This window comes from Vibrio sp. E150_018 (genome assembly GCF_053544035.1).
Map to the genome: position 1 here is coordinate 1 of NZ_JBHGNY010000002.1, position 14,513 is coordinate 14,513.

The 14,513-nt window shown below is 44.4% G+C and carries 29 protein-coding genes; all 29 read left to right on the forward strand.

Annotated features, from left to right (window positions below; translation table 11 throughout):
* Positions 1 to 227: EF-Tu C-terminal domain-related protein (locus ACE3G9_RS02590; RefSeq protein ID WP_449218419.1), on the forward strand; the 227-nt coding region annotated here is incomplete at its 5' end.
* Between the two features lie 533 nt (positions 228 to 760).
* Positions 761 to 1,072, forward strand: a complete 312-nt coding sequence (rpsJ, locus tag ACE3G9_RS02595; RefSeq protein ID WP_017026395.1) for a 30S ribosomal protein S10 — start codon at positions 761 to 763, stop codon at positions 1,070 to 1,072.
* A 13-nt stretch (positions 1,073 to 1,085) separates the two neighbouring features.
* On the forward strand, positions 1,086 to 1,715 hold the full coding sequence (gene rplC / locus ACE3G9_RS02600) for a 50S ribosomal protein L3 (protein ID WP_027697927.1): 630 nt from the start codon (positions 1,086 to 1,088) through the stop codon (positions 1,713 to 1,715).
* A 16-nt stretch (positions 1,716 to 1,731) separates the two neighbouring features.
* Positions 1,732 to 2,334: a 50S ribosomal protein L4 gene (gene rplD, locus ACE3G9_RS02605; RefSeq protein ID WP_027697926.1), complete on the forward strand. Its 603-nt coding sequence runs from the start codon at positions 1,732 to 1,734 to the stop codon at positions 2,332 to 2,334.
* Positions 2,331 to 2,633, forward strand: a complete 303-nt coding sequence (gene rplW / locus ACE3G9_RS02610) for a 50S ribosomal protein L23 (RefSeq protein WP_027697925.1) — start codon at positions 2,331 to 2,333, stop codon at positions 2,631 to 2,633. The genes rplD and rplW overlap by 4 nt, the downstream gene beginning before the upstream one ends.
* A gap of 15 nt (positions 2,634 to 2,648) precedes the next feature.
* Entirely contained in the window at positions 2,649 to 3,473 is an 825-nt protein-coding gene (gene rplB, locus ACE3G9_RS02615; RefSeq protein WP_449218420.1) for a 50S ribosomal protein L2, read from the forward strand.
* A gap of 19 nt (positions 3,474 to 3,492) precedes the next feature.
* Positions 3,493 to 3,771: a 30S ribosomal protein S19 gene (gene rpsS, locus ACE3G9_RS02620; RefSeq protein WP_004398469.1), complete on the forward strand. Its 279-nt coding sequence runs from the start codon at positions 3,493 to 3,495 to the stop codon at positions 3,769 to 3,771.
* Between the two features lie 10 nt (positions 3,772 to 3,781).
* Entirely contained in the window at positions 3,782 to 4,114 is a 333-nt protein-coding gene (gene rplV, locus ACE3G9_RS02625; RefSeq protein ID WP_449218421.1) for a 50S ribosomal protein L22, read from the forward strand.
* A 20-nt stretch (positions 4,115 to 4,134) separates the two neighbouring features.
* Complete coding sequence (rpsC, locus tag ACE3G9_RS02630) at positions 4,135 to 4,836, forward strand: 30S ribosomal protein S3 (RefSeq protein WP_017026389.1); 702 nt, start codon at positions 4,135 to 4,137, stop codon at positions 4,834 to 4,836.
* An 11-nt stretch (positions 4,837 to 4,847) separates the two neighbouring features.
* On the forward strand, positions 4,848 to 5,258 hold the full coding sequence (gene rplP / locus ACE3G9_RS02635) for a 50S ribosomal protein L16 (RefSeq protein ID WP_027697923.1): 411 nt from the start codon (positions 4,848 to 4,850) through the stop codon (positions 5,256 to 5,258).
* On the forward strand, positions 5,258 to 5,449 hold the full coding sequence (rpmC, locus tag ACE3G9_RS02640; protein ID WP_017026387.1) for a 50S ribosomal protein L29: 192 nt from the start codon (positions 5,258 to 5,260) through the stop codon (positions 5,447 to 5,449). The genes rplP and rpmC overlap by 1 nt, the downstream gene beginning before the upstream one ends.
* Positions 5,449 to 5,703, forward strand: a complete 255-nt coding sequence (rpsQ, locus tag ACE3G9_RS02645) for a 30S ribosomal protein S17 (RefSeq protein WP_027697922.1) — start codon at positions 5,449 to 5,451, stop codon at positions 5,701 to 5,703. The genes rpmC and rpsQ overlap by 1 nt, the downstream gene beginning before the upstream one ends.
* A 165-nt stretch (positions 5,704 to 5,868) precedes the next feature.
* Positions 5,869 to 6,240, forward strand: a complete 372-nt coding sequence (gene rplN, locus ACE3G9_RS02650) for a 50S ribosomal protein L14 (protein WP_017026385.1) — start codon at positions 5,869 to 5,871, stop codon at positions 6,238 to 6,240.
* A 14-nt stretch (positions 6,241 to 6,254) separates the two neighbouring features.
* Positions 6,255 to 6,569, forward strand: a complete 315-nt coding sequence (gene rplX, locus ACE3G9_RS02655) for a 50S ribosomal protein L24 (RefSeq protein WP_449218422.1) — start codon at positions 6,255 to 6,257, stop codon at positions 6,567 to 6,569.
* A 14-nt stretch (positions 6,570 to 6,583) separates the two neighbouring features.
* Positions 6,584 to 7,123, forward strand: a complete 540-nt coding sequence (rplE, locus tag ACE3G9_RS02660; protein WP_449218423.1) for a 50S ribosomal protein L5 — start codon at positions 6,584 to 6,586, stop codon at positions 7,121 to 7,123.
* Between the two features lie 17 nt (positions 7,124 to 7,140).
* On the forward strand, positions 7,141 to 7,446 hold the full coding sequence (rpsN, locus tag ACE3G9_RS02665) for a 30S ribosomal protein S14 (RefSeq protein ID WP_027697919.1): 306 nt from the start codon (positions 7,141 to 7,143) through the stop codon (positions 7,444 to 7,446).
* A 29-nt stretch (positions 7,447 to 7,475) separates the two neighbouring features.
* Positions 7,476 to 7,868, forward strand: a complete 393-nt coding sequence (rpsH, locus tag ACE3G9_RS02670; protein ID WP_449218424.1) for a 30S ribosomal protein S8 — start codon at positions 7,476 to 7,478, stop codon at positions 7,866 to 7,868.
* Positions 7,869 to 7,878: 10 nt separating this feature from the next.
* Complete coding sequence (rplF, locus tag ACE3G9_RS02675) at positions 7,879 to 8,412, forward strand: 50S ribosomal protein L6 (RefSeq protein WP_089122136.1); 534 nt, start codon at positions 7,879 to 7,881, stop codon at positions 8,410 to 8,412.
* A 9-nt stretch (positions 8,413 to 8,421) separates the two neighbouring features.
* Positions 8,422 to 8,775 carry a 50S ribosomal protein L18 gene (rplR, locus tag ACE3G9_RS02680; RefSeq protein WP_027697916.1) on the forward strand — a complete coding sequence of 118 codons (354 nt, stop codon included), beginning with the start codon at positions 8,422 to 8,424 and terminating at the stop codon, positions 8,773 to 8,775.
* Positions 8,776 to 8,789: 14 nt separating this feature from the next.
* A complete protein-coding gene (gene rpsE, locus ACE3G9_RS02685) occupies positions 8,790 to 9,290 on the forward strand; it encodes a 30S ribosomal protein S5 (protein WP_027697915.1) in 501 nt (166 codons plus the stop codon).
* Positions 9,291 to 9,296: 6 nt separating this feature from the next.
* Positions 9,297 to 9,473: a 50S ribosomal protein L30 gene (rpmD, locus tag ACE3G9_RS02690; RefSeq protein ID WP_417879956.1), complete on the forward strand. Its 177-nt coding sequence runs from the start codon at positions 9,297 to 9,299 to the stop codon at positions 9,471 to 9,473.
* A 5-nt stretch (positions 9,474 to 9,478) separates the two neighbouring features.
* On the forward strand, positions 9,479 to 9,913 hold the full coding sequence (gene rplO, locus ACE3G9_RS02695; RefSeq protein ID WP_027697913.1) for a 50S ribosomal protein L15: 435 nt from the start codon (positions 9,479 to 9,481) through the stop codon (positions 9,911 to 9,913).
* 20 nt (positions 9,914 to 9,933) lie between these two features.
* Positions 9,934 to 11,268, forward strand: coding sequence for a preprotein translocase subunit SecY (gene secY, locus ACE3G9_RS02700; RefSeq protein ID WP_417879957.1), 1,335 nt, complete (start codon positions 9,934 to 9,936; stop codon positions 11,266 to 11,268).
* A 41-nt stretch (positions 11,269 to 11,309) separates the two neighbouring features.
* The gene (rpmJ, locus tag ACE3G9_RS02705) at positions 11,310 to 11,423 is read left to right on the forward strand and encodes a 50S ribosomal protein L36 (RefSeq protein ID WP_000868186.1); all 114 of its coding nucleotides are present in this window, start codon (positions 11,310 to 11,312) and stop codon (positions 11,421 to 11,423) included.
* Between the two features lie 147 nt (positions 11,424 to 11,570).
* Entirely contained in the window at positions 11,571 to 11,927 is a 357-nt protein-coding gene (rpsM, locus tag ACE3G9_RS02710) for a 30S ribosomal protein S13 (RefSeq protein ID WP_027697911.1), read from the forward strand.
* A gap of 21 nt (positions 11,928 to 11,948) precedes the next feature.
* A complete protein-coding gene (rpsK, locus tag ACE3G9_RS02715; protein WP_027697910.1) occupies positions 11,949 to 12,338 on the forward strand; it encodes a 30S ribosomal protein S11 in 390 nt (129 codons plus the stop codon).
* A 29-nt stretch (positions 12,339 to 12,367) separates the two neighbouring features.
* Positions 12,368 to 12,988 (forward strand): 30S ribosomal protein S4, encoded by a 621-nt coding sequence (rpsD, locus tag ACE3G9_RS02720; protein ID WP_027697909.1) that lies wholly within the window; start codon positions 12,368 to 12,370, stop codon positions 12,986 to 12,988.
* A gap of 24 nt (positions 12,989 to 13,012) precedes the next feature.
* Positions 13,013 to 14,005 (forward strand): DNA-directed RNA polymerase subunit alpha, encoded by a 993-nt coding sequence (locus tag ACE3G9_RS02725; RefSeq protein WP_417879958.1) that lies wholly within the window; start codon positions 13,013 to 13,015, stop codon positions 14,003 to 14,005.
* Between the two features lie 26 nt (positions 14,006 to 14,031).
* On the forward strand, positions 14,032 to 14,418 hold the full coding sequence (gene rplQ / locus ACE3G9_RS02730; protein ID WP_417879959.1) for a 50S ribosomal protein L17: 387 nt from the start codon (positions 14,032 to 14,034) through the stop codon (positions 14,416 to 14,418).
* Positions 14,419 to 14,513 lie beyond the last annotated feature (95 nt).

Below are 14,513 nucleotides of genomic sequence, written 5' to 3' on the forward strand. Positions count from 1 at the left end.
ACACACCATTCTTCAAAGGTTACCGTCCACAGTTCTACTTCCGTACAACTGACGTAACTGGCGACATTCAACTACCTGAAGGTGTTGAAATGGTAATGCCTGGTGATAACGTACAAATGACAGTTACTCTAATCGCACCAATCGCGATGGACGAAGGTCTACGTTTTGCTATCCGTGAAGGTGGCCGTACAGTTGGTGCTGGTGTTGTAGCGAAAATCATCGCTTAATATCAGAATCAAATCTGTATAAAAAGAGGGGAGCTTCGGCTTCCCTTTTTGTTGCCTATTAATAAATAAAGCAATAAAATTATCTCGTATCTCGTATCTCGTATCTCGTATCTCGTATCTCGTATCTCGTATCTCGTATCTCGTATCTCGTATCTCGTATCTCGTATCTCGTATCTCGTACTTTTTGCGATTAATTTTCGAACACCACTTGCATCCCATTATGTGATCTGTATAATGCACGGCTCTGGTTTAGCCAGTTGTGAACCAATGAGCAGCGAGGATTCGTGTTAGCACTCTTAATTCTTAAGGGATTATTCGGTGGATAACCATAATGTATACTCAGCTTATGTTCGCAGTTAATAAAATTAGTCGTCTAGTTATCTAGAAATAGTTAAATAGTTTCTGATGAAATTAACTGACAATGTACCCAATAAGGGCACTACGGTTTCACATAAATCAATCGGCATTCCTGCGAATTTACGCAGTTGAGTGGCGATATTGTTTGTGTAATTAATTAATTGGAGCTCTGTCTCATGCAGAACCAACGTATTCGTATCCGCCTAAAGGCTTTCGATTATCGTCTAATCGATCAGTCTACTGCGGAAATCGTTGAAACAGCAAAGCGCACCGGCGCACAGGTTCGTGGTCCTATTCCACTACCTACTCGTAAAGAGCGTTTCACTGTTCTTGTTTCTCCTCACGTCAACAAAGACGCACGTGACCAGTACGAAATTCGTACTCACAAGCGTTTAATCGACATCGTTGAACCAACAGATAAAACTGTTGATGCATTGATGCGTTTAGATCTTGCTGCTGGCGTTGATGTTCAAATCAGCCTAGGTTAAGGGAGAAGAAATAATGATTGGTCTAGTCGGTCGTAAAGTGGGTATGACCCGCGTATTTACCGAAGAAGGCGTTTCTATCCCTGTAACAGTTGTTGAGGTTGAAGCTAACCGTGTTTCTCAAGTACGTACACTTGAAACTGATGGTTATGCAGCAATCCAAGTAACTGCAGGCGCTAAGAAAGCCAACCGTGTATCTAAGCCTGAAGCTGGTCACTTTGCGAAAGCAGGTGTTGAAGCAGGCCGCGGTCTTTGGGAATTCCGTTTAGAAAACGGTGAAGAGTTTGAAGTTGGCGCTGAGCTAAACGTAGAACTTTTCAATGAAATCAAAAAAGTAGACGTTACTGGTACATCTAAAGGTAAGGGCTTCCAAGGCGCTGTTAAGCGTTGGAACTTCCGTACTCAAGATATGACTCACGGTAACTCTTTGTCTCACCGTGCTCCGGGTTCAATTGGCCAATGTCAAACTCCAGGTCGCGTGTTTAAAGGCAAAAAAATGGCTGGTCATATGGGTGCTGAGCGTGTAACGACTCAAAACCTAGAGATCGTACGTGTTGACGCTGAACGCAATCTGCTTCTTATTAAAGGTGCAGTACCTGGTGCTATCGGTGGCAACGTAATCGTAAAACCAGCTGTTAAAGCATAACGTCTAGGAGTAAGTAATGGAATTGATGGTTAAAGGTGCTGATGCACTAACTGTTTCCGAGACTACTTTCGGACGTGAGTTTAACGAAGCTCTTGTACACCAAGTAGTTGTTGCATATGCAGCAGGTGCTCGTCAAGGTACTCGTGCTCAAAAGACTCGTTCTGAAGTATCTGGTGGCGGCGCTAAACCATGGCGTCAAAAAGGTACTGGCCGTGCGCGTGCTGGTACAATCCGTAGCCCAATCTGGCGTACAGGTGGTGTTACTTTTGCTGCGAAACCACAAAATCACAGCCAAAAAGTAAACAAAAAAATGTACCGTGGTGCTATGAAAAGCATTCTTTCTGAATTAGTTCGTCAAGAGCGTTTAATCGTTGTTGATAACTTCTCAGTTGAAGCGCCAAAAACTAAAGACCTAGTTGCTAAGCTTAAAGATCTTGAGCTAAACGATGTATTAATCGTAACTAGCGAAGTAGACGAGAATCTATTCTTAGCTGCTCGTAACCTTTACAAAGTTGATGCACGTGACGTTGCTGGTATTGATCCAGTAAGTCTAATCGCATTTGACAAGGTTCTAATGACTGCCGACGCAGTTAAGCAAGTTGAGGAGATGCTGGCATGATCAGTGAAGAGCGTCTACTAAAAGTTCTACGTGCTCCGCACATCTCTGAAAAAGCGACAATGGCTGCTGAAAAAGCAAACACTATCGTTTTTAAAGTTGCGACTAACGCAACGAAAAAAGAGATCAAAGCAGCTGTAGAAAAGCTATTTGAAGTTGAAGTTAAGTCTGTAAATACCCTAGTACAAAAGGGTAAGACCAAGCGTCAAGGTATGCGTGAAGGCCGTCGTTCAGACGTGAAAAAAGCTTACGTTACTTTGAAAGAAGGTCAAGACCTTGACTTCGTTGGCGGTGCTGAGTAACAGGAGTAGTTAAAAATGGCTATTGTTAAGTGTAAGCCGACTTCCCCTGGTCGTCGCCACGTTGTTAAAGTAGTTAATGCTGACCTACATAAAGGTAAGCCTTACGCGCCGCTTTTAGAGAAAAACTCTAAAAATGGTGGTCGTAATAATAACGGTCGTATTACAGTACGTCACATTGGTGGTGGTCACAAACATCACTACCGTGTCATTGACTTTAAACGTACTAAAGACGGTATCCCAGCGAAAGTTGAGCGTCTTGAATACGATCCAAACCGTAGTGCAAACATTGCTTTAGTATTGTATGCAGACGGTGAACGTCGTTACATCATTGCCCCTAAAGGCATTCAAGCTGGTGATGCGATCCAATCTGGTGTTGATGCGCCTATCAAAGCAGGTAACACACTGCCGATGCGTAACATCCCAGTAGGTTCTACAATTCACTGTATTGAACTTAAGCCTGGTAAAGGTGCACAGCTAGCTCGTTCAGCTGGCGCATATGCTCAACTTGTCGCTCGCGACGGTGCATATGTAACTCTACGCTTACGTTCTGGTGAGATGCGTAAAGTGTTATCTGAAGGCCGTGCAACAATCGGTGAAGTAGGTAACTCTGAGCACATGCTTCGTGAACTAGGTAAAGCTGGTGCTAACCGCTGGCGCGGTGTTCGTCCTACCGTTCGCGGTGTGGTAATGAACCCAGTAGACCACCCACACGGTGGTGGTGAAGGCCGTACTTCTGGTGGTCGTCACCCAGTTTCTCCTTGGGGTATGCCTACTAAGGGCTTCAAGACTCGTAAGAACAAACGCACTGACAAGTACATTGTACGTCGTCGTAACAAATAATCTATAAAGAGGAATCGCCATGCCACGTTCTCTCAAGAAAGGTCCTTTTATTGACCTACACTTGCTGAAGAAGGTAGAGAAAGCGGTGGAAAGCGGAGACAAAAAGCCTATTAAGACTTGGTCCCGTCGCTCAATGATCATTCCATCAATGATTGGTTTGACCATCGCTGTCCATAATGGTCGTCAACACGTTCCAGTATTCGTAACTGATGAAATGATCGGTCACAAACTGGGCGAATTTGCACCAACTCGTACCTATCGCGGCCATGCTGCAGATAAGAAAGCTAAGAAGAAATAAGGAGTAGATAATGGAAGCTGTTGCTAAACATAACTTTGCTCGCATTTCTCCTCAGAAAGCTCGCTTAGTTGCAGACCAAATCCGTGGTAAATCAGTAGAACAAGCTCTTGAAATTTTAACTTTCAGCAACAAAAAAGCTGCTGACCTAGTTAAGAAAGTACTTGATTCTGCGATTGCAAATGCGGAACACAACGAAGGTGCAGATATCGACGATCTATCAGTCGCTAAAATCTTCGTAGATGAGGGCCCTATCATGAAGCGTATTATGCCTCGTGCTAAAGGTCGTGCGGATCGTATCTTGAAGCGTTCAAGCCACATCACTGTTGTTGTAGCAGATCGCTAAGAGACTAGGAGAGTAAGCAAATGGGTCAGAAAGTACATCCAAATGGTATTCGTCTTGGCATCGTTAAGCCTTGGAATGCTACATGGTTTGCTAATACCAACGAATTCGCTGACAACCTAGACGGCGACTTCAAGGTACGTCAGTTCTTAACGAAAGAACTGTCTAAAGCGTCTTTATCTCGCATCGTTATCGAGCGTCCTGCGAAGAGCATCCGTGTGACTATTCACACAGCTCGTCCAGGTGTTGTTATCGGTAAGAAAGGCGAAGACGTTGAGAAGCTACGCGCAGCTGTAGCTAAAATTGCAGGTGTACCAGCGCAAATTAACATTGCAGAAGTACGTAAGCCTGAGCTAGACGGTCAATTAGTGGCTGATAGCATCTCGTCTCAGCTAGAACGTCGTGTTATGTTCCGTCGTGCTATGAAGCGCGCAGTACAAAACGCAATGCGTCTAGGTGCTAAGGGTATTAAAGTAGAAGTAAGTGGTCGTCTAGGCGGCGCTGAAATCGCGCGTACTGAATGGTACCGTGAAGGCCGTGTGCCACTACATACCCTACGTGCTGATATTGATTACGCAACTTCTTCGGCTCACACTCAATATGGTGTGATCGGCGTTAAAGTTTGGATCTTCAAGGGTGAAATCCTTGGCGGCATGCCAGACGCTAACGCGGTAGAGCCAAAGGCTGACAAGCCTAAGAAGAAGCCACGTCAAAGCCGTAAGTAAGGAGTCGACTGATGCTACAACCTAAACGTACTAAATTCCGTAAGGTTATGACTGGTCGTAACCGTGGTCTAGCGAAAGGTACTGATGTAAGCTTCGGCGAATTCGGCCTTAAAGCTGTTGGCCGTGGTCGCATTACTGCTCGTCAGATCGAAGCGGCTCGTCGTGCAATGACGCGTCACGTTAAGCGTCAAGGTCAAATCTGGATTCGTATTTTTCCAGACAAACCTATCACTGAAAAACCTCTTGAAGTTCGTCAAGGTAAAGGTAAGGGTAACGTTGAATATTGGGTTGCCCAAATCCAACCTGGTAAAGTGATGTACGAAATGGGTGGTGTACCTGAAGAGTTGGCACGTGAAGCGTTCCGCCTAGCGGCACGTAAACTGCCTATAAAAACAACTTTTGTAACTAAGCAGGTGATGTGATGAAAGCACAAGACCTACGCGAAAAAAGCGTTGAAGAGCTTAACGCTGAGTTATTGAATTTGCTACGCGAACAGTTCAACTTGCGCATGCAAGCTGCAACTGGTCAACTACAGCAAACTCATACTCTGAAAGCTGTACGCCGTGATATCGCACGTGTTAAGACTGTTTTGACTAGTAAGGCAGGCGCATAATGAGCGAAACAACTCGTACGACTCAAGGTCGTGTAATTAGCGACAAAATGGACAAGTCTATTGTTGTTGCTATCGAACGTTTTGTTAAACACCCAATCTATGGGAAGTTCATCAAACGTACGACAAAAGTACATGCACACGATGAAAACAACGAATGTGGCTTAGGCGACAAAGTTGAGATTCGTGAGTGTCGCCCACTGTCTAAGACTAAATCTTGGACATTGGTTAAAGTTCTAGAAAAATCGAAAATTTAATTTTTCCTTATTTTTTAGGCTTTTAAAGCGGCCCCAAAGTTTTTTTTGGGGCCGTTTATTTTTTGACTACCTTTCTTCTGGAAACGGTGGTACAATTCGCAGCCCTTATAAAGAGGCAGCCCGACCCGAGATGGGTCTAGTTTTAATATTTAGCGGAGCACTAACATGATCCAAATGCAAAGTACACTGGACGCAGCGGATAACTCCGGCGCTCGCAGAGTAATGTGTATTAAGGTTCTGGGTGGCTCTCACCGCCGTTATGCACATATCGGAGATATCATCAAAGTTACTGTTAAGGAAGCAATTCCTCGCGGTAAAGTAAAAAAAGGTGATGTTCTGAAAGCGGTAGTGGTGCGCACCCGTAAAGGCGTTCGTCGTCCAGACGGTTCTGTCATTCGCTTCGACCGTAATGCTTGTGTATTGTTGAACGACAATACTGAGCAACCAGTCGGTACACGTATCTTTGGTCCTGTGACTCGTGAGCTTCGTAATGCGAAATTCATGAAAATTGTGTCACTAGCACCTGAAGTTCTGTAAGGAGCGGCAATAAAATGGCAGCTAAAATCCGTCGTAATGACGAAGTAATCGTTCTTGCTGGTAAAGATAAAGGCAAGCGCGGTAAAGTAACTAAGGTTCTCGAAACTGGTAAAGTTTTCGTTGAAGGTATCAACCTTGTTAAAAAACACCAAAAGCCTCAACCGGCTCTAGGTCAACAAGGTGGCATCGTTGAACAAGAAGCAGCTATTGATGTTTCTAACGTTGCAATCTTTAACGCATCTACTGGTAAAGCGGATCGTATCGGTTTCCGTTTGGAAGAAGGCAAAAAAGTGCGCTTCTTCAAATCAAACGGTGAATTAATTAAGTAATTTGGAGTTCTACTATGGCGAAACTGCATGATTACTACAAGTCGTCTGTAGTCGCTGAACTGACCAAAGAGTTCAGCTACACAAGCGTCATGCAAGTCCCTAGGATTGAGAAAATCACCCTAAATATGGGCGTTGGTGAAGCAATCAACGATAAGAAGCTACTTGAGAATGCTGCAAGTGATATGGCGACCATTTCTGGTCAAAAGCCACTTATCACTAAAGCACGCAAATCTGTTGCTGGTTTCAAAATTCGTGAAGGCTACCCAATTGGTTGTAAAGTAACCTTGCGTGGCGAGCGTATGTGGGATTTCTTTGAGCGTTTGATTTCTATCGCTCTTCCACGAGTACGTGATTTCCGTGGTGTTAGCGCTAAGTCTTTTGACGGACGCGGTAACTACAGCATGGGCGTTCGCGAGCAAATCATCTTCCCGGAAATCGACTACGATAAAGTCGATCGTGTACGCGGTCTTGATATTACTATCACGACGTCTGCAAGCACTGATGAGGAAGGCCGAGCTCTGCTGGCTGCCTTTAACTTCCCATTCCGCAAATAAGGTGAAGGGTTACTGTTATGGCTAAACAATCAATGAAAGCACGTGAAACTAAACGTGCAAAGCTTGTAGCACAATACGCTGAAAAGCGTGCTGCGCTTAAAGCAACCATCAGTGATGTTAACGCATCTGAAGAAGATCGTTGGAACGCAGTTCTTAAACTGCAAGCTCTTCCACGTGATTCAAGTGCATCGCGTCAGCGCAACCGTTGCAACCAAACTGGTCGTCCACACGGTTACCTACGTAAATTCGGTCTAAGCCGTATCAAAGTTCGTGAAGCTTGCATGAAAGGCGAGATTCCTGGACTTCGTAAGGCTAGCTGGTAATTGCCACTTAATCATTTGGAGTAAATCATATGAGCATGCAAGATCCGATTTCGGATATGCTGACCCGCATTCGTAACGGTCAGGCAGCAAACAAAGTTGCTGTGAAAATGCCTTCTTCAAAGCTTAAAGTTGCAATTGCTACTTTACTAAAAGCTGAAGGCTACATCGCTGACTTCGCTGTTGAAGGCGAAGTAAAACCAGAGCTAGAAGTTACTCTTAAGTACTTCCAAGCAAAACCAGTAATCGAGCAAATCCAACGTGTTTCACGTCCTGGTCTACGCGTCTACAAGAAAAAAGGCGAGTTACCATCAGTGATGGGCGGTTTGGGTGTTGCTGTTGTTTCCACTTCCAAGGGTCTGATGTCTGACCGTGCTGCTCGCAAAGCAGGTCTTGGCGGTGAAATCATCTGTTACGTAGCTTAAGGAGTAGAATATGTCTCGTGTTGCTAAAGCACCTGTCGCTATTCCAGCTGGCGTAGAGGTGAAACTGAATGGTCAAGAAGTGACTGTTAAAGGTGCTAAAGGTGAGTTAACTCGCGTTTTACACAATGCAGTAGTGATCGCTCAGGAAGAAAACAACCTGACTTTCGGTCCACGTGAAGGTGTAGTGAATGCTTGGGCTCAAGCAGGTACTGCGCGTGCACTTGTAAACAACATGGTTGTTGGTGTTACTGAAGGCTTTACGAAGAAGCTAGTTCTTAAGGGTGTTGGTTACCGTGCTGCTATTAAAGGCAACTCTGTAGCTCTAACTCTAGGCTTCTCTCATCCTGTAGAGCATGAATTGCCTTCAGGTGTTAAAGCTGAATGTCCAAGCCAAACTGAAATCGTATTAACTGCTTGTGATAAGCAATTAGTCGGTCAAGTTGCTGCTGACATTCGTTCTTACCGTGAGCCTGAGCCTTATAAAGGCAAAGGTGTTCGTTACGCAGATGAAAATGTGCGTACTAAAGAAGCTAAGAAGAAGTAAGGTAACACTATGGATAAGAAAGCATCTCGCATCCGTCGTGCTACACGTGCACGTCGTAAGATTGCTGAGCTAGGTGCAAACCGCCTAGTAGTACACCGTACTCCACGTCATGTGTACGCTCAGGTTATCGCACCAAACGGCTCTGTGGTTATCGCTTCTGCTTCTACTGTAGAAAAGGCGATCCGTGAGCAAGTTAAGAATACTGGTAACGTTGACGCTGCTAAAGCTGTAGGTAAAGCTATTGCTGAGCGCGCTATCGAAAAAGGCATCTCAGATGTGGCTTTCGATCGTTCTGGTTTCCAATACCACGGTCGAGTGGCGGCACTTGCAGATTCTGCACGTGAAGCTGGTCTGAAATTCTAAGGTAGGGTTGGAAGATGGCTAAACAAGAACAACAAGCTTCAGATTTGAATGAAAAGCTAATCGCTGTTAACCGTGTTGCTAAAACGGTTAAAGGTGGTCGAATCTTTAGCTTTACTGCACTAACTGTCGTTGGTGACGGTAATGGTCGCGTTGGTTTCGGTTACGGCAAAGCTCGTGAAGTACCAGCTGCGATTCAAAAAGCAATGGAAAAAGCGCGTCGTAACATGGTTACTATCGCTCTTAACGAAGGCACTCTTCACCACTCGGTGAAAGGTCGCCACACAGGCTCTAAAGTTTACATGCAACCAGCTTCTGAAGGTACAGGTATCATTGCCGGTGGTGCAATGCGTGCAGTACTTGAAGTTGTAGGTGTTCATAACGTACTTGCGAAAGCGTACGGTTCTACGAACCCTATCAACATCGTTCGTGCAACGATCGATGGTTTGAGCGGCATGAAGTCACCAGAAATGGTTGCTGCTAAACGTGGTCTAACTGTTGAATCTATTTCGGAGTAAGAACACATGGCAACTATTAAAGTAACTCAAACTAAAAGCTCAATTGGTCGCCTACCAAAGCACAAAGCTACTTTGCGTGGACTAGGCCTTCGTCGAATCAACCACACTGTTGAACTTGAAGATACTGCTTGCGTACGCGGCATGATCAACAAAGTTCAATACATGGTTAAAGTTGGGGAGTAATCAGAATGCGTTTGAATACTCTATCACCGGCTGCGGGTTCTAAACCTTCTAAGAAGCGTTTAGGTCGTGGTATCGGTTCTGGACTAGGTAAAACTGGTGGCCGCGGTCACAAAGGTCAAAAATCACGTTCTGGCGGCAGTGTTCGTCCAGGTTTTGAAGGTGGTCAAATGCCTTTGAAACAACGTCTACCAAAATTCGGTTTCACTTCTCGTAAGAGCCTAGTGACTGCTGAAGTTCGTCTAGCTGAGCTAGCGAAAGTAACGGCTGACGTTATTGATCTTGACAGCTTAAAAGCTGCTAACGTAATCACTAAGAACATCGAGTTTGTTAAAGTTGTTCTTTCTGGTGAAATCAGCAAGCCAGTAACTGTTAAAGGTCTACGTGTGACTAAAGGTGCTGTAGCTGCTATCGAAGCTGCTGGCGGTAAAATCGAAGCTTAATCTTCGAAGGATAGGTACAGATGGCTAAAAAACCAGGACAAGATTTCAGTACTGCTAAACAGGGTACTGGTGAATTAAAATCGCGTTTATTATTCGTAATCCTCGCGCTTTTGGTATTCCGAGCTGGCTCTTTTGTGCCGATTCCTGGTATTGATGCGGCTGTACTTGCCGATTTGTTCGAACAGCAAAAAGGTACCATCATTGAAATGTTTAACATGTTCTCTGGTGGTGCTCTTTCGCGTGCATCTATATTAGCATTGGGCATCATGCCGTATATTTCGGCCTCGATTGTTGTCCAATTGCTAACTGTAGTTCATCCAGCGTTAGCGGAACTCAAGAAAGAGGGTGAAGCAGGCCGTCGTAAGATAAGCCGATACACACGCTATGGCACGCTTGTACTAGCAACTTTCCAAGCAATTGGTATTGCAACTGGTCTGCCGAATATGGTCCAAAATCTGGTCGTTATCGATCAAACCATGTTCACAATCATTGCTACCATCAGTTTAGTAACCGGCACCATGTTCTTAATGTGGTTAGGTGAACAAATTACTGAGCGTGGAATTGGTAACGGTATTTCGTTGATTATTTTCACGGGTATTGTTGCTGGGTTGCCAGCTGCAATCGGACATACAATTGAGCAAGCGCGTCAAGGTGAATTGAACGTGCTTCTTCTATTGTTAATCGCTGTGGTTGCGTTCGCTGTTATTTATTTCGTTGTTTTCATGGAACGTGGTCAACGTCGTATTGTCGTTAACTATGCGAAGCGTCAACAAGGTCGTAAAGTGTTTGCAGCACAAAGTACGCATTTACCATTGAAGATAAACATGGCGGGTGTAATCCCTGCTATATTTGCTTCAAGTATTATCCTGTTTCCAGGTACTCTAGCTCAATGGCTTGGCCAAAATGGTGAAAGTAAAACATTTGGTTGGTTAACGGATGTGTCTTTGGCACTAAGTCCAGGTCAACCGTTGTATATAATACTTTATGCGACAGCAATTATTTTCTTTTGTTTCTTTTATACAGCGATGGTATTTAACCCTCGTGAAACAGCAGATAATTTGAAGAAGTCCGGTGCATTCGTACCCGGCATCCGCCCAGGTGAGCAGACAGCAAGATATATAGATAAAGTAATGACTCGTTTAACATTAGTTGGTGCTTTATATATTACCTTTATTTGTCTAGTCCCACAGTTTATGATGACCGCATGGAACGTTAAGTTCTATTTCGGTGGTACTTCACTACTTATCGTAGTGGTAGTAATCATGGACTTTATGGCACAGGTACAGACTCATCTGATGTCTCAGCAGTATGATTCTGTGTTGAAAAAAGCGAATCTGAAAAACTATAACCGCTAATAACAGTAGGTATAGTTCAGATTTCATTACGGAGTTTAGCAATGAAAGTTCGTGCTTCCGTTAAAAAAATCTGCCGTAACTGTAAAGTTATCAAGCGCAACGGTGTTGTGCGTGTAATTTGCAGTGAGCCAAAGCATAAACAACGCCAAGGCTAATTAGCAGAAATTTTTACTTGAAATATGAGGGCAGGCCGAGTATATTCCTCGGCCTACCTTTTGCGTGCAAAAGAAGTAGTATGCCGCTGCGTATCCTCGACGGGCTTTGCAGCGGATAATTCTTTATATAAGTACTAGGAGTGAATAGTGGCCCGTATAGCAGGCATTAACATTCCTGATCATAAACACGCTGTTATCGCATTAACTGCGATCTACGGCATCGGTAAAACTCGTTCTCAAGCTATTTTAGCTGAACTGAGTATTGCTGAAGATGTTAAGATCAGTGAACTAACTGAAGAGCAGATTGATCAACTGCGTGATGGTGTAGCTAAATACACTGTAGAAGGTGATCTACGTCGTGAAGTATCGATGAACATCAAGCGTCTTATGGACCTTGGCTGTTACCGCGGTCTTCGTCATCGTCGCAGTCTACCACTACGTGGACAGCGTACTAAAACCAACGCACGCACTCGTAAGGGTCCGCGCAAGCCGATCAAAAAATAATCGGATAAGGTAGAGAGTACAATGGCAAAACAACCAACACGCACGCGTAAACGCGTTCGCAAGCAAGTAGCAGATGGCGTAGCGCACATCCATGCTTCTTTTAACAACACAATCGTGACCATCACTGACCGTCAAGGTAATGCTCTTTCTTGGGCTACTGCAGGTGGTTCAGGTTTCCGTGGTTCTCGTAAATCTACGCCGTTTGCTGCACAGGTTGCTGCTGAACGCGCAGGTGAAATGGCCAAAGAATATGGCCTAAAGAACTTGGAAGTTATGGTTAAGGGCCCAGGTCCTGGTCGTGAGTCTACTATCCGTGCTTTAAACGCATTGGGTTACCGCATCACTAACATCGTTGATGCAACTCCGATCCCTCATAACGGTTGTCGTCCACCTAAGAAACGTCGCGTTTAATTCGTTTCTAGGAATATTGGAGAAAGATCATGGCAAGATATTTGGGCCCTAAGCTGAAGCTTAGTCGTCGTGAAGGTACTGACTTATTCCTTAAGTCAGGTGTCCGCGCGATCGATACCAAGTGTAAAATTGATAACGCACCAGGTGTACACGGCGCTCGTCGCGGTCGTTTATCTGAGTTTGGCGTTCAGCTTCGTGAGAAGCAAAAAGTTCGTCGTATGTATGGCGTTCTAGAAAAACAATTCCGCAACTACTACAAAGAAGCTGCACGCCTTAAAGGCAATACAGGTGAAAACCTGCTTCAACTTCTTGAAGGTCGTTTAGATAATGTCGTATACCGCATGGGTTTCGGTGCTACTCGCGCTGAATCACGTCAGCTAGTTAGCCATAAAGCTATCCTAGTAAACGGCAAAGTAGTTAACGTTCCTTCATTCAAAGTTACGGCTAACGACGTTGTTTCTATTCGTGAGAAAGCTAAACAGCAATCACGTATTAAAGCTGCTCTAGAAGTTGCTGAACAACGCGAAAAACCAACTTGGATTGAAGTAGATGCTAGCAAGATGGAAGGTACTTTCAAACGTATCCCAGAGCGTTCTGATCTATCTGCTGACATCAACGAACACTTGATCGTCGAACTTTACTCTAAGTAAGGTTTAAACAAAAGAGAGGACACAATGCAGGGTTCTGTAACAGAATTTCTTAAGCCACGTCTTGTTGACATCGAACAAATCAGCACGACACATGCAAAAGTAACTCTTGAGCCTTTAGAGCGTGGTTTTGGCCACACTTTAGGTAATGCACTTCGCCGTATTCTTTTATCTTCTATGCCAGGTTGTGCTGTAACAGAAGTTGAGATTGAAGGCGTTCTACACGAGTACAGCACCAAAGAAGGCGTTCAAGAAGATATCCTTGAGATCCTTCTTAACCTGAAAGGTCTTGCTGTGAGCGTTGCCGAAGGCAAAGATGAAGTGTTTATTACACTAAAAAAATCAGGCTCGGGCCCTGTTGTTGCAGGTGACATCATCCATGATGGTGATGTAGAGATCGCTAACCCAGAACACGTTATTTGTCACCTAACGGATGACAAATCTGAAATCGCTATGCGTATTAAAGTTCAACGTGGTCGTGGTTATGTTCCGTCTTCAGCTCGTATCCATACTGAAGAAGATGAGCGTCCAATCGGTCGTTTACTTGTTGATGCTACATATAGCCCGGTTGATAAAATCGCCTACGTTGTAGAAGCAGCACGTGTAGAACAACGTACTGATTTAGACAAGCTTGTTATCGATATGGAAACAAATGGCACTTTAGAACCTGAGGAAGCTATCCGTCGTGCAGCTACTATTTTAGCTGAACAATTGGATGCATTCGTAGATCTTCGTGATGTACGTGTTCCAGAAGAGAAAGAAGAGAAGCCGGAGTTCGATCCTATTCTACTGCGTCCTGTAGACGATCTTGAACTAACAGTTCGCTCTGCTAACTGCTTGAAAGCAGAAGCGATTCACTACATCGGTGATCTTGTACAGCGTACCGAGGTTGAGCTTCTTAAAACGCCAAACCTTGGTAAGAAGTCTTTAACAGAGATTAAAGATGTTCTAGCGTCGCGCGGTCTGTCTCTAGGTATGCGCTTAGAAAACTGGCCACCAGCGTCGATTGCTGAAGATTAATTGATATTAGTTAGAAGGATTAGGTCATGCGCCATCGTAAGAGTGGTCGTCAACTCAACCGCAACAGCAGCCATCGTAAAGCGATGTTTAGCAACATGGCTAGCTCTCTAGTTCGTCATGAAGTTATCAAGACAACTTTGCCTAAGGCAAAAGAGCTTCGCCGCGTAGTTGAGCCTTTGATTACACTAGCTAAGACTGACAGCGTTGCTAACCGTCGTCTAGCATTTGCTCGCACTCGTGATAACGAAGTTGTAGCAAAATTATTTAATGAATTAGGTCCACGTTTTGCTGCCCGTCAAGGCGGTTACACTCGTATCCTAAAAGCTGGCTTCCGTAGCGGTGATAAAGCGCCAATGGCATACATTGAGCTTGTTGACCGTCCAGAAGCAGCAGCTGAAGAAGCTGCTGAATAAGCACAGTTAAATAAATAAAAAACGCCGAGTATTATTACTCGGCGTTTTTTTATGCCTAAAATATAGAGTAAACAATTAAAGTTTTAATCTATATA